At 41.9% G+C, this 14,441-nt stretch carries 14 protein-coding genes; 12 read left to right on the top strand and 2 right to left on the bottom strand.

All coding sequences use genetic code 11. The annotated features are described in order from the left end of the window. The 12 genes from astB to F9817_RS13485 all read left to right on the top strand — a co-directional run bounded on the left by astB (position 1) and on the right by F9817_RS13485 (position 11,951). Positions 1 to 1,344 (top strand): N-succinylarginine dihydrolase, encoded by a 1,344-nt coding sequence (gene astB, locus F9817_RS13430; protein WP_161156356.1) that lies wholly within the window; start codon positions 1 to 3, stop codon positions 1,342 to 1,344. 6 nt (positions 1,345 to 1,350) lie between these two features. Beyond that, positions 1,351 to 2,337 (top strand): succinylglutamate desuccinylase, encoded by a 987-nt coding sequence (astE, locus tag F9817_RS13435; protein WP_161156358.1) that lies wholly within the window; start codon positions 1,351 to 1,353, stop codon positions 2,335 to 2,337. 771 nt (positions 2,338 to 3,108) lie between these two features. Continuing rightward, a complete protein-coding gene (locus F9817_RS13440) occupies positions 3,109 to 3,480 on the top strand; it encodes a hypothetical protein (protein WP_161156359.1) in 372 nt (123 codons plus the stop codon). Between the two features lie 14 nt (positions 3,481 to 3,494). Continuing rightward, positions 3,495 to 4,817 (top strand): nucleoside 2-deoxyribosyltransferase, encoded by a 1,323-nt coding sequence (locus F9817_RS13445; protein ID WP_161156361.1) that lies wholly within the window; start codon positions 3,495 to 3,497, stop codon positions 4,815 to 4,817. After that, on the top strand, positions 4,814 to 5,437 hold the full coding sequence (locus tag F9817_RS13450) for a 7-cyano-7-deazaguanine synthase (RefSeq protein ID WP_161156363.1): 624 nt from the start codon (positions 4,814 to 4,816) through the stop codon (positions 5,435 to 5,437). The genes F9817_RS13445 and F9817_RS13450 overlap by 4 nt, the downstream gene beginning before the upstream one ends. Further along, positions 5,434 to 6,105 (top strand): HhH-GDP family DNA glycosylase, encoded by a 672-nt coding sequence (locus F9817_RS13455; protein ID WP_161156366.1) that lies wholly within the window; start codon positions 5,434 to 5,436, stop codon positions 6,103 to 6,105. The genes F9817_RS13450 and F9817_RS13455 overlap by 4 nt, the downstream gene beginning before the upstream one ends. A 365-nt stretch (positions 6,106 to 6,470) precedes the next feature. Beyond that, positions 6,471 to 6,620 carry a hypothetical protein gene (locus tag F9817_RS13460; RefSeq protein ID WP_161156368.1) on the top strand — a complete coding sequence of 50 codons (150 nt, stop codon included), beginning with the start codon at positions 6,471 to 6,473 and terminating at the stop codon, positions 6,618 to 6,620. 66 nt (positions 6,621 to 6,686) lie between these two features. Then, positions 6,687 to 7,229, top strand: a complete 543-nt coding sequence (locus tag F9817_RS13465) for an RBBP9/YdeN family alpha/beta hydrolase (RefSeq protein WP_161156370.1) — start codon at positions 6,687 to 6,689, stop codon at positions 7,227 to 7,229. A 283-nt stretch (positions 7,230 to 7,512) separates the two neighbouring features. Next, entirely contained in the window at positions 7,513 to 8,004 is a 492-nt protein-coding gene (locus F9817_RS13470) for a GlcG/HbpS family heme-binding protein (protein WP_345789734.1), read from the top strand. A gap of 79 nt (positions 8,005 to 8,083) precedes the next feature. Next, positions 8,084 to 8,281 (top strand): hypothetical protein, encoded by a 198-nt coding sequence (locus tag F9817_RS13475; protein WP_161156371.1) that lies wholly within the window; start codon positions 8,084 to 8,086, stop codon positions 8,279 to 8,281. 145 nt (positions 8,282 to 8,426) lie between these two features. After that, positions 8,427 to 10,967, top strand: coding sequence for a glycyl radical diol dehydratase GrpM (grpM, locus tag F9817_RS13480; RefSeq protein ID WP_161156373.1), 2,541 nt, complete (start codon positions 8,427 to 8,429; stop codon positions 10,965 to 10,967). Between the two features lie 66 nt (positions 10,968 to 11,033). Then, entirely contained in the window at positions 11,034 to 11,951 is a 918-nt protein-coding gene (locus F9817_RS13485; RefSeq protein WP_161156375.1) for a glycyl-radical enzyme activating protein, read from the top strand. Positions 11,952 to 12,001: 50 nt separating this feature from the next. Here the strand turns inward: F9817_RS13485 and F9817_RS13490 are convergent, their stop codons facing one another. Both F9817_RS13490 and F9817_RS13495 read right to left on the bottom strand, forming a co-directional pair. Next, positions 12,002 to 13,051 (bottom strand): response regulator, encoded by a 1,050-nt coding sequence (locus F9817_RS13490; protein WP_161156377.1) that lies wholly within the window; start codon positions 13,049 to 13,051, stop codon positions 12,002 to 12,004. Positions 13,052 to 13,072: 21 nt separating this feature from the next. Further along, the gene (locus F9817_RS13495; RefSeq protein WP_161156379.1) at positions 13,073 to 14,314 is read right to left on the bottom strand and encodes a sensor histidine kinase; all 1,242 of its coding nucleotides are present in this window, start codon (positions 14,312 to 14,314) and stop codon (positions 13,073 to 13,075) included. Between the last annotated feature and the right edge of the window lie 127 nt (positions 14,315 to 14,441).

Below are 14,441 nucleotides of genomic sequence, written 5' to 3' on the forward strand. Positions count from 1 at the left end.
ATGTCAGCATACGAAGTTAACTTTGATGGCTTAGTCGGTCCAACGCATAACTACGCTGGACTTTCCTTCGGGAATGTTGCCTCAACCAATAATAAAAACGTGGTCGCCAACCCTAAACTTGCGGCTTTGCAGGGGTTAGAAAAAGCGAAAGCATTAGCCGATATGGGCTTTAAGCAAGGCATTCTTCCTCCGCAAGAACGCCCATGTATTGCGACGTTACGTCAAATGGGATTTAGCGGTAGTGATGCGGATGTGATTACGCAGGCGGCGACCAAAGCGCCGCGCTTATTAGCGAATGCCAGCTCCGCCTCTTCCATGTGGGTGGCTAATGCCGCAACGGTTTCGCCATCGGCAGATACCTTAGATGGAAAGGTGCATTTCACCCCGGCTAATTTAAATAACAAACTGCATCGTAGCATTGAACATGAGCAGACTGGGCGCGCGTTGGCTGCTATCTTTACTGACGCGCGTTACTTCGCTCATCATCCGGCTCTGCCGATGCATGAATCGCTTGGCGATGAAGGTGCCGCGAACCACAACCGTTTTAGTGCCAATCATGGTCAGAGCGGCGTGGAACTGTTTGTTTATGGTCAACACTATTTTTCTGATACACCCAAGCCCAGTCAATTCCCAGCCCGTCACAGCTTAGAGGCGAGTCAAGCTATTGCTCGTCTGCATGGGTTATCAGAAAACAACACGGTATTTTTACAGCAAAATCCGGATGTGATTGACCAAGGTGTGTTCCACAATGATGTTATTGCGGTCAGTAATGGCCCAGTATTTTTCCATCATCAGGATGCGTTTTTGCATCAAGCGCCTGCGTTTGATGAGATTTCTCGTAAACTGGCGCAGTATGAATGCGAATTCCATTCTATCGAAGTGCCGCGTGACCAAGTGTCGATCAGCGACGCAGTGCAAACCTATCTATTTAACAGCCAGTTGCTGACTAAAGCGGATGGTTCGATGATGTTGGTGGTACCCAATGAAGCGCGTGAGCATCCGGGTGTGTGGACGTATTTGCAAGAGTTGATCGCCACGTCTTCTTTTATTAAAGAAGTGCAAGTGTTTGATCTACGTGAAAGTATGCGCAACGGCGGCGGCCCTGCTTGTTTACGATTGCGAGTTGCCTTGCAGCAGAACGAGCTGGATGCGGTGAACCCCCATGCGTTAATGGGTGACCAAAAATATCGCCAACTTGTTGCGTGGGTAAATACACATTATCGCGACCGGTTGTCTGAGCAGGATCTGGCTGATCCTCAGTTATTATTGGAATGCCGCACTGCGTTGGATGAACTGACTCAGATTATGCAGTTAGGCTCTATTTATCCATTTCAGCTAGGGTAGGTGGTTATGGAAACATCGTTTTTAGCGCTAACACTAAAGCGTGAAATGCCAAAAAACACGGTGTTTTATGCCCATGGGTTAACCTTTCATTGGCTTAATCATGGTGTCATGGTGATTGAGCCAGCAGGAGTCGATGATTCATTGCCAAGCATTATCTTATCTGCGGGAGTGCATGGTAATGAAACGGCTCCGATTGAGTTACTCGATAGCATGGTTGCCGATTTACGGTCGGGAGCGTTAAGTCTGACTCGACCTCTATTGGTATTATTGGGGAACCTTGATGCGATGAACCAAGGGGAGCGCTATCTTGATTACGATATGAACCGTTTGTTTTGTCAAAATCATCGCCGTTTCCCAGATGCTCGTGAATCAAAGCGTGCTGCTGAACTGGAAAAAGCGGTGATTCGTTTTGCCAATGAGCAGCTAGGGCCGGTTTATCATTTTGATTTGCACACAGCAATTCGCGGTTCACATCACATGCGTTTTGGTTTGTTGCCATTTGTGGAACGTGGTGAATACCCGGATGTTTTTGTCGAGCAGTTAAATGCTCTTGCTCTGGATGCGTTGGTGATTAATCATGCACCTGCGAATACGTTTTCTTTTTTTACTAAAGATCAGCTCAATGTAGAAAGTTGTACGCTCGAACTCGGCAGTGCCAAACCGTTTGGGCACAATAACGCAGCTGACTTTACGCATATTGATCAAGCGCTGCGCACCATGCTCGAAGGTAAGGCTCCTTTACAAAGTCAGCATCCCGCTCTGGTGTATCGCGTGGCCCAGCAAATTACTAAACTCAGTGACAAATTCCAGTTTTATGTCGCAGACGATGTGAAAAATTTTACGCCGTATGAGCCTGGATTTGTATTGGCTGAAGATGGTGAAACCCGATACCAAGTGGGTAAACAAACCGAATATGTGCTGTTTCCTAATCCCAAGGTAAAGGCAGGGCTTCGCGCCGGATTGATGTTAGTACGTGAGCCGAGCGACAGTTAATAATAGTGAAAAGAGGGTAGGCCTTCTTTTCTGACTCAGTCTAGCGTGAGAATTTACGTGAGTAAGTCAGATTTCACTATGTGATTTAAGCCACAATATTAAGCCAAAATGAGCGCTAGGAAATGCAACACATTTCCCCGCGCTTTTTTCTATTCGTCCACATGATAGGAAGAATTGTCTGAGAACACTGAGACATAGAACTAGTTAATAAACCCTGACCACTTTCTTAAGTCAGTTTTTGACCTACATATACTAATAACAGATTATGAGCCTAGTTGAGCTCTTGTGATTGTGCAGACATGTTCTGCAATTTATGAGTACATGAGCTCTATCATCTTTTTGACCGCTTTCGTTGGTTGAAACGTTTTTGCCCCAAACTAATCTAGAGACGCTTTCCCTATCATTTTTCTATATTCGTATTTGCCTAAATTTTTGTAATGCTATAAACCTAGAATATGCCATAGGATTAATACGAGAAACCTTGTCGGTAGCGTCAAATAAAACAAGGGTTTTGTGAGAATAATTTTAGCTTTCGAATTGCTAAGTAGTAAAACGATGTTCTACAAAACTCTGAATAGAAAAACTTGCTTTCCTGATCTTTACCAACTCACGATTAATGATTTTTTGTCCTGTGAATTCAATTGCACTCAAATATAAAACCACATAAGCATTTAAGTACATATTAATGAGATGCGAATCTCACACAGAACGAAGGTCATCATTTATATTAGATAAATTACAATCACATGATATATACAAAAGGAATTTTACATGGGAAGTACTGGATCTGGCCGATTTACCGATTATTCAGGAACAAGAAGCGTTGGAGGGGAAACAGGGGGCGCGAGCGGCACAGACAAATGTTTAATGTCGTTTAATTGTATTCTTGAAGACGTAGGGATATCGGCATATTACACCACTAATAATTCTTTACCTAACATTGGTGATGCAGTCCAAATAAACTTTGGGCAATCAAGAATAGTAGCAATTGAAGCTAAGAGCCAGTTGCTATTGGGAGCACTTCCCACCCAGTTCAATTACCTAGCAGCTTGTTTACAAGATGGACACTCTTACATAGGTGTAATTACAAATACGAGTTTGATACCACAACCTATAGTTCGTATTGATGTGACTCACGTATAGTAGGAGACATATTTATGTTGCTGATTCTAGGTGAAGTCTTTGTCGACTTCACGCTCCCTACATCACAAAAAAAATGCAAATTGAGGCTTGGGGGAATAGTCCATGCGTGTCGAGGACTATGGGCAGCAAACATTTCTTATTCTGTTGCCATAATTTGTCCAAGTTATCTACAAAAAGAAACCTCATCTTACTTGAAAGCTCATGGATGTAGTGAAGTAATTTTTTTGGGTGAAATTTTAGGTGCACCAAACGTTATTGCTATAGCAGACCCAACGGAAGTTAGTGAACAAGGTTATGAGGATTTACTAAGGGAGACAAAAGAAGTTTTACTTAACGATGTTTCTAATGACCTCTGCAAATTTAACTCTATTCTAATTTTTCCGGGTAGTTTCGACCTAAATGAAATCATCAAGCAATTCAGCACCAGTGCAATTTTTAGTATTGATATTGCCTACGGAGTTGATTCATTATCAAGTCTTGACCTTTTTAAAGGGAGGTTATTATCTGTCATAACATCAACCTCTTCCGACCTATTTATGGAACACGGAAGAAATGATATTTCATCATTATTAAAAGAAATATCTGTTTTACGTCCTAACAGTTTCCTTCTAAAAGAAAACAGAGGAGGAAGTCGACTATTTGACTTAACAAGCAACGAAGTACTAAAAATTTCTGCGACCCTAGATAGAACAGTCAACTCTGTAGGAGTTGGAGATGTTTATTCTGCAATTGTTGTAGCGTTAGCTTCTGACGGAAGGAGTTGGAAAGAGGCATCTAGAGTTGGATCTATAGCAGCAACGCATTATTCTCAAACAACTTTCCCTGATGACTTTAAAAGAGATTTGCACAGAAGTCTTTTGCTTCCTATTGAAATACAAGAAAAGCTTGGTGGAACCTTCCTTCCTTGGCATGAGAGGAATAAGTACAATATCTATTTTGCTGCTCCTGATTTTTCATATGCGGATAGGACAATCTTAGACAGAGTTTTAGCATGCTTGAGCTATCACAATTTTACCGTTAAGCGTCCAATAATAGAGAATGGTGAGTTAAATGCACAGTCAAACGAATTTGAGCGAATACAAACCTTCCACCAAGATATAGAACTAATCAATCAATGCGATGTGGTCTTCGCTGTCCCTTTAGGCCGAGATCCGGGAACATTAGCTGAAGTCGGTATCGCGTTGGCCCAAAAGAAACCAGTTATCACTTACGACCCTAAATGTGAGAATGATAATAATATGATTACAGTGGGAAGTACCTGTTACTCCGACGATATGGATTTATGCCTAAACTTACTATTTATAACTCTTTCCAAAATAGAAGAAGAATACAAATGAAAGAAGCAATTGTACTGACATCGGGAGGACTAGATTCAACAACAGTTGTCTACCAGCTTGTATCCCAAAATATCAGAGTAAAACCACTTTTTTTCAACTATGGTCAGCATTGTATGGATACTGAATGGACTAGATTGAATGATGTTTTACCTAGCTCTTTAGTTGCAGTTCCAGAAAAAATCGACATAAGTGATGTATTTAGTGGTTCTAAATCTAGACTAATAAAAGAAGCAGATTTATGGAGTGAAAAAGTTATAGATGATGATCTGTACATCCCCTATAGAACTATGCTATTTTTTGCCGCTGCTGCAGCCAGAGCACAAACTTTAAACACTTTAGATGTATTTACTGGCTTTATTAACAGCAATCACGCAAAGGAAATTGATTGCACTTCAGCCTTTATGAATAAACTAGATGGATTAACAGAGTCAATTGGCCCTGTAAAATTCCATTCTCCTTTTCGATATTCATCTAAAGCTGAAGTGGTAAAAGTTGCCTTGCAATTAGGTGTTCCCATAGGAAGAACCTACTCATGCCAAGCATCGAGTCAGTATCCTTGTGGAGCTTGCCCCAACTGCGTTGAGCGCTTAAGTGCACTTTCAGAGTTTATAGATATATGACATTCGATACACAAGTATATCAGTCAGCAATAAATACCATTAAATCCGCAAGAAAAGTGGCTGATTATGCTCAAGCACAGGGTATATCACCAATTAACAACAGCAGCCGACCTACATATGAGCATATGGGAGCTGTATTAGCTGATTCAATCCTCCAAGCAGGGCTTAACTACGCGACTGTCGTAAAGCCAAGGATCGATGTTATCTTAAAGACTCACAAAGATAAAAAAACTGTTTTTGATCTTCTTGTACTTGTTGAGAATGATACTGTCAGCGAGTTTTTAAATTGGTCACATATTACGAAAATAAGCCGGTTCAAAAACCTTGTTTTATTTATGTATAATAATGAGGTTAATACATCCGTAGATTTAAGAGATCGTCTATCAACAACAGTGTTCTGTAGTGAGTTACAAAGCCTGAAAGGAATTGGCCCCAAAACTGTTGATTATATGAAATGCTTAGTTGGCATTGACTCAATTGCAGTAGATAGACATATAAGGACCTTTGCTCAAAATGCTGGTGTAGAACATACTGACTATGATTTTCTGCGTGATGTATTCTGTTCTGCTGCAGACCTGCTTTCCATTTCTAGAAGAAATTTTGATTCGTGGGTTTGGACTACTTTATCTAAATCTCAATCGTCGCAACAAGAGCTTTTACTTTTTTAAAAAATATTGTAGTGGCTAAGTAAAAATTGGTCACTATCTTAGATATTTCCCATATATTTTCTAATCCGAAGTAAACTAATTTCCTTCGATTCCTAACTCACTTTTGTCCAAAAGTGATTTAGCGACCTTTGTTGTCACACTATTCTTTGAATAGCCACGCTCTACAGTAAAAGAAAACTTTCGAACTTTATGACCTTCGACAACAATGTCGGTTGCAAAGCGAAACGGTAAGGTTAATCTAAAGATATCGGTACGAATATTTTTTCTTACTGATTTTATTAATTATTTTTATCATTTTAGTCACTAATAATAACAACAGAATATAATGCCATAATTGTGGTATCAGATGCATACAGGGATTCATCATGAGACAAAAAACAGGGAATGGTAAGTATTATGCTTACGGTCTTGCAATCGGGACATTAATTGGATGGGCGATGGGGAACATGGCCTTAGGGCTCATTATTGGTACTGCATCCGGGTTAAGCCTCGATCTTGTAGTGACTTCTCGATAAACCATTGAAATACCAATGAGCCGTCCAAATATGGATGGGTATATTCACTAATTAGAAGAAAAAATTATGTCAGTTACAGTGATTATTTCGCCTGGATACGGCGATTCGAGCCCCGATCATTGGCAAACATGGTTGAATGAAACCTTGCCAAATAGCGTTAGAGTAGAGCAAATCAATTGGTTATCACCACAGCGTGATGAGTGGATAGAAGGCGTGCAGCGCGCCGTTGAAAGTGTTGAAGGGCCAATTATTTTGGTTGGTCACAGCTGCGGTTCGGTTGCCATCACTCAGTGGGCACAACGTTATGCAGACTCGCGTGTGCTTGGCGCCATTTTGGTGGCTCCTGCTGATGTGGATGATGACTATGCCATGGAAGAGATTAAAGTGCAGCGACCATTAATGCTGGCCAAATTGCCATTTCCAACGGTTGTGGTGTGCAGCGATAACGATATCCATGTTAGCGTGGAGCGCGCCCACTATTTTGCTGAATGCTGGGGCAGTAAAGCGGTACACGTGCTTAATCAAGCAGGCCACATTAATGCCGACAATGGTTACGGTTCTTGGCCGCAAATGCTCGAATGGATAGAGGAATTAGCAAAAGCTTGGTGATAAGCGTTTGAGCATCACCGTTAGAGTGCTATTGAGATAGTAAAAACACCCCAGTCGGCTTGGCTGGGGTGTTTTTTTTATTAGGGGATAGCACTATTTTGTCCATGTCATTTGTGAGTGCGCAAAATAGTGCTACAGGTCAACAAGTTCTGACATCTCAATCTCTATGTCGAAGTGATAGCGTAGCTACTAAAGGTATCTCTGTGTTGGCGATAAGGTTGGTGCTACGGCACAACAGATAGATCCAACAGGCGATAATTCATTGAACGAAGGGGTAAAAGTCGTGAACAGCTATGATGAATTGTTCGATGCTCCAGTTGATGGAGAGGCAGTTAAACCATCTAACGAGCAAACAAAAATTTCACTGCATGACGCTATGTTACTAGGCGAATTTGCGAAACAAAAAGCGTTAGAGATGAACTTGCCTGTTGTGTTTTGTTTGATGGATGCAAGTGGCAATCAACGTTATTTCTTTAGTATGGAAAATGCGCTTTTGGTCAGTAGTTCGGTTGCGGTTAAAAAAGCGTGGACAGCAGTTGCTCTGAAAATGACGACTCAGCAACTGGCGCAAGAAATTCAACCCGGTAAGAGCCTGTATACCTTACAAAATGATCCCAGTTTATGCTGTTTTGGAGGCGGAATTCCTTTATGGAAAGGGAATGTGTTGCTCGGAGCTTTGGGGGTTAGTGGTGGTAGTGTCGAACAAGATATGACCGTCGCGCGTTATGCCGTTACACAGTTTAGCCAACGTTATTACTCGCTACTACCAAAATAAGGTGCTGGTGACATCCCGTTAAGTAGGTTTAACGAGTATCACCTGAAGTCTCACGTTAACGACAAATAGGAAACACAGCATGAATGATGCAGAAATTGCCGAGGCAGTGGATCAAATACTCAGTCGTTACACTCCGCCAAAGACGACCATCAAGGCAACCACTCAGCTTGAGCGCTGTCAGGCAAATAAGCCGCTAGACCTAAAAACGATTGTGTCTCAAGCATTGGCTGAAACGTTAAAAGCGGCATCAACACCTAATGATGAGCCTAGAAAGTAAGGGGTTGCATTGTTAAGTAAAGGCCAAATCACCGGTAATTCATTGATAGAAATAAGGATCATAGCCATCACCATCGCTGCGACAGAATTCATTCACTAGATGTGTTGTGACTCACACATCTATTCACAATTTTTGGAGTAATACTATGTTAGAGAAAGGTTTTTCTAATCCAACCGATCGCATTGTAAGACTAAAAAATACCATTCTTCGTGCGAAACCTTATGTGGAATCTGAACGTGCAGTGATTGCGACTCAAGCCTATCGTGAAAATGAACAGCGACCTGCCGTCATGCGTCGCGCCAAAGTGGTGGAAAAAATCTTTAATGAACTGCCCGTCACGATTCGTCCTGATGAATTGATCGTCGGCGCAGTGACTATCAATCCACGTTCCACAGAAATCTGTCCAGAATTTTCATTTGATTGGGTGGAAAAAGAGTTTGATACGATGGCTGATCGTATTGCTGACCCATTCATTATCGAAAAGAAGACAGCGCAAGAATTGCATGAAGCGTTCAAATATTGGCCGGGTAAAACCACCAGTGAATTGGCCGCCTCTTATATGTCTCAGGAAACACATGATGCGATGAACAATGGCGTATTTACTGTGGGAAACTACTTTTTCGGCGGCGTCGGACACGTTTGTGTCGATTACGGTAAGATTCTTAAAATCGGTTTTCAGGGTGTGATTGATGAAGTCACTCAAGCTCTGGAAAACTTAGATCGCACCAAACCCGATTACATCAAAAAACAGCAGTTCTATCAGGCGGTCATCATTAGTTATCAAGCGGCAATTGTGTTTGCACATCGGTATGCTGATGAGGCTGAGCGTCTCGCTCAAATCGAATCAAATCCACATCGTAAAATCGAACTCGAACAGATTGCTCAGAACTGCCGTCGTGTTCCTGAAAATGGGGCCACCACTTTTTGGGAAGCTTGCCAAGCTTTCTGGTTTGTGCAAAGCATGTTACAAATTGAATCCAGTGGTCACTCTATCTCTCCTGGGCGTTTTGACCAATATATGTATCCTTATTTGCAAGCGGATACTTCGATTGATCCAACCTTTGCTCAAGAGTTAGTTGATTGCTGCTGGATCAAATTGAATGATATCAATAAAACACGTGATGAAGTGTCTGCTCAGGCCTTCGCAGGTTACGCAGTATTTCAAAATTTGATTGTTGGTGGTCAAACTGAAGATGGGTTAGATGCGACAAACCCATTGACTTACATGTGTATGGAAGCGACGGCGCACGTTCGTCTGCCACAACCTTCTTTCTCCATTCGTGTATGGCAAGGCACCCCTGATGAATTTCTATTCCGCGCATGTGAATTGGTACGATTAGGTCTGGGTGTACCGGCCATGTACAACGATGAAGTGATTATCCCAGCGCTGCAGAACCGCGGTGTATCTTTACACGATGCTCGTGATTACTGCATCATCGGCTGTGTTGAACCTCAAGCGCCACATCGTACGGAAGGATGGCATGATGCAGCATTTTTTAACGTAGCGAAAGTATTGGAAATTACCTTAAACGGTGGTTGTGTGGGTGATAAGCAGTTAGGCCCTGTGACCAGTAAAATGACGGAATACACCAATATTGAGGATTTCTTTACGGCGTTTAAAACGCAAATGGCGTACTTTGTCCATAAATTAGTTGAAGCATGTAACAGTGTCGATATTGCACATGGTGAACGTTGTCCATTGCCGTTTCTTTCTGCCATGGTTGATGACTGTATTGGTCGGGGTAAATCTTTGCAAGAAGGTGGTGCTATTTACAATTTCACTGGGCCACAAGCTTTTGGAATTGCAGATAGTGGTGACTCTGTTTATGCCATGCAAAAACAGGTATTTGAAGAGCAAAAATTGACTCTTGTAGAGCTTAAAGATGCGTTAGATTCCAATTTTGATTATCAAGGCCAACCTGAAGTTGTGAGCAGAATGTCTCTTGGTGAAGAAGAGATCAATGCTCTGGTCACTCGGATTATGGAGCAAAATGGGCAATTATCGCCTGCTGCAGTGAAAGAAGAAGTGTATCGCCAATTATCAGAAGCTCAGTCTTCTTCTACCGTCAAAGGCCGCATGTCACGTAACGAAGAAATCCGGCATATTTTGGAAAATACCCCATGCTTTGGGAATGATATCGATGCGGTCGATTATGTGGCTCGTCGATGTGCCTTGGTTTACTGTCAAGAAGTCGAAAAATACACCAACCCTCGTGGCGGTCAGTTCCAAGCAGGTATTTACCCAGTATCTGCTAACGTCTTGTTTGGTAAAGATGTCGCTGCATTGCCTGATGGACGTTTAGCGAAACAACCATTGGCTGATGGGGTGTCTCCTCGACAAGGTAAAGACATATTAGGTCCGACAGCTGCAGCCAATTCGGTCGCTAAATTAGACCACTTCATTGCGTCTAACGGTACGTTGTATAACCAGAAGTTCCTGCCATCATCTCTAGCGGGTGAAAATGGATTGCGTCACTTTAGTGGCTTGGTGCGCAGCTACTTTGATAAAAAGGGCATGCACGTACAATTTAACGTTATTAATCGGGATTTGTTGCTTGATGCACAGCGTAACCCACAAGATCACGAAGATTTAGTGGTACGTGTGGCAGGGTACAGTGCACAGTTTGTGGTGCTAGCAAAAGAAGTTCAAGACGACATCATAAGTCGTACTGAGCAAACATTCTAACAGTAAATCGTATGTTTAGGCCGCTTATAGAGCGGCCTATTTTTCAAGCCAAATAGAGCCTTTGATATGAGTGAAGTTGATTACGATACGCAAGGTATTCTGTTCAATATCCAAAGATATTCAATCCATGATGGCCCTGGGATCCGCACCATTCCCTTTTTTAAAGGATGCCCGTTATCATGCCGTTGGTGTAGTAATCCCGAGTCACGTAAAGTTAAACCCGAACTGATGTACAACAAAATCCGTTGCGTCAGTTGCGGTAAATGCGAAGAGGTTTGCCCGCAGCAAGCTATATCCACAGATAATCCATATTTTATCGATCGTGACTTATGCGATCAGTGCGGTCTGTGCGCCAAAGCTTGCCTAACCAATGCCCTAGAAATGAAGGGTACACGCATGACGGTTGCTCAAGTGATCGATGAGCTAAAGAAAGAAGAAAACCTATTTCGTCGAGCAGGGGGAGGGATCACGCTTTCTGGCGGTGAGCCACTTACCCAATCAGAATTCGCGCGAGAACTGCTTAAAGCATGTAAAGAAAAGGGATGGCATACTGCCATTGAAACCACCGCGTTTGCGCCAAAAAAAATCATCAAAGAGATCTTTCCGTATATCGATGTTGCTCTGACGGATATAAAGGCGATCAACCCTTATGTTCATCGCGCAAACACTGGCGTCGACAATCGTATTATCTTAGAGAACCTGATTCGTATCTCGCAAATGACGCAATTGGTGGTGCGCGTTCCTGTGATTCCGGATGTGAATGATAATGCGGAAGAAATTTCTGCTATTACCGATTTTGCTAAGTTATTGAGTGGTGTCGATACACTGCATTTATTGCCTTACCACACTTATGGGGAGAATAAATACGCCTTGCTTGGGCTTGAGTATCCGATGGGAGAGACGCCGGTTGTCCCTGAAGAAAAATTAGGGCAGTTGAAAACGTTAGTGGAGGAACAAGGGTTCCATTGTTATATAGGCGGTTAAATCGAAAAGGATGTTTTGTTACCACTAATATTGGTGACCTAATGAAATGGCTAATGTCGGCGCGGTGCGTGCATTAGGCGATAGTCTGAGGGAGCTATGCCTTGTTCCTTTTTGAAAATACGACAAAAATAGTTGGCATCTTGCCATGCTAATTCCAAGGCGATCGCGTTGATTTTTAAATCGCTAAATTGCAATAATCCGCAGGCGACGTGAAGTTTACGTTGTGCTACATAATTCGATAGGCCAATCTGCTGCTTTTTTTTGAAAGCCCGACTTAAATAGCAAGAACTCACATACGCGTGTGAAGCGATATCATCGAGGGAGAGATCGCTGAGAATGTGCCGTTCGATATGCAGCTTAGCCCGCTGTATGAAATCTTTGTTGCCTACCGTATTACCTGAAACAGCAAAAATATCATGGCTCAATTTCAGCAGTGAGAGAGTTAAATGAGAATAGAGCGCTTGGGTTAAACCGTGCCATTCAACCTCGTGTATAAGCTCATCCAATATAGAGCAAACAGATGCGTATTGATGACCTAGGGATTTGAGATACGTGTTGAGTATCTCCAGTAACTCCGTCACATTTCGGCGCGCCTCGGTACCTGCTAACGTTTGTTCATAGGCGTGATTGATATGTTTGAGGAGAAAATTGTGCCACTGAGTACAGTTGTCATTTTGTAGTAGGTTGAGTACCTCGGTTTTTAGGGCACTTGACGCGGATGTTGTCTGTTCATCAATGCCAAGAGTTCGTTTAATTGTGTCGGTTAACGTCGTTTTTTTAACAGGTTTTAACAGGTAATCTTCAACTCGAAGCGTAATCATACTGTGTAAAAGATCAAAATCATCATTCGCTGTGGTAACCACGACTTTGGTCTCTGTATTTTTCGCTTTAAGATATTCAATCACTTCTTTACCATTTGGAAGAGGAATGTTGATATCGATAAACATCATATCGATGTGTTTTAGTTCATCGATCAGCTCTATGGCTCTTTTGCCTGTAGATGCTTCGTGCAATACGGCATTATCGACGCATTGAGCAATAATACGATGCAGCGATTCGAGTTCGATAGGTTCATCTTCCACAATAACAATATTGTACATAATGTCCCTCTTGATCAGGTGTTATACATTGTGCTGCTGCAAGAAGGGGAAGCGCAGTGTAATGGTGGTCCCCATCATCGGCTTATAAGGACTGGCTAATTCGAGTTTATAATTTTCGCCAAACAAAAGTTTCATTCGGTTCATAATATTGTGAATTCCAATTCCTCCTTTTTGTTGGTTTCGCTCTCCTGATAAGATGGTTTTTATATTCTCAGGAGATATTCCATCACCATTATCTTTTAATTCAATAATCACGTTGTTGCCGTCATCCGTGGCAGTGATCGTTAATTCACTGACCATTTCTCTCGGCTCTACGACATAATTAAAGAAGTTTTCAACTAGCGGTTGTAACACCAAAAAAGGGCAAACGACGTTTAAATATTCTTCAGGAATGTTGAGAGAATAAGTAAAGCGATTGCCCATTCTTACGCTCTGAATTGACATATAACTTTTTACATAATTAAGTTCTTGAGCAAGCGTAATCAAACCCTGATTATTTTTTCTCAATAAATAGCGCATCATATCTGAGAAGTCATACACCATAGCTTCTGTTCGCTTCGCCTCTTCTAAGAAGGCTAAACGTCCGATGGTATTTAAAACATTGAATAAAAAATGTGGATTAATTTGATAGGAGAGTGCCTTGAACTCTGCTTCATGGAGTGAACGCTCAATCTCCATGCGCTTACGTAATTCATTAGTCAGTTCGATTTCTTTTGCCCTTAGTTCTCGCTGAATATTCATACTATGGGCTTGCTCAACAAGGTAAGAAGCGACATTAAATAAGGTATAAGCGGTAGATTCGAAACGTTCATAGGTAATACGCTGTGCTTTGTTATGTAACGAAAGCAACTCTGGTGTATTGGTTAAATCTTTGTTGTGAGTGAGAATATAAGGAATCGGCTCCTTTGGTTCTTCGTCTACGTGGACTTGTCCGGAGATAAATGCCCCTAGGTAACACCCATGAATCATAATGGGTACCGCGCATTCAACAAACCCGCAATAGCAGCGATAAACAACGGGTTTACCTGTTTTCATCGCTAATCTGCCACCGGCTTCATCACTTTGATAACACAGCTGTTTTTGTTCCGGATTTTTACGTACATGAGTACAATATTCGCAAAAGCCACTTGGTTTAGTGACAGGGACGCCAAACTCATCGACGACCACTAAAGCAATGGTCATTGATTTACTAAAGTTATCTTGAAGGGTCTGTAGCCGATCAACATTAAGATATTCGTGTAACTTATATTGACTGTGGGTCATGAGAGCCTTCAGTATGAATTCATGGTTTATTAAAAGACTTTTGCACTATAACTAAGTCAATTTATTCAGACATTGAGAGCGTTCACACTAAAAAGAACATTATTCGGCGACATGCACTATTGATTAT

Source organism: Vibrio eleionomae, from assembly GCF_009874545.1.
GTDB classification, from domain to species: Bacteria; Pseudomonadota; Gammaproteobacteria; order Enterobacterales; family Vibrionaceae; genus Vibrio; species Vibrio nitrifigilis.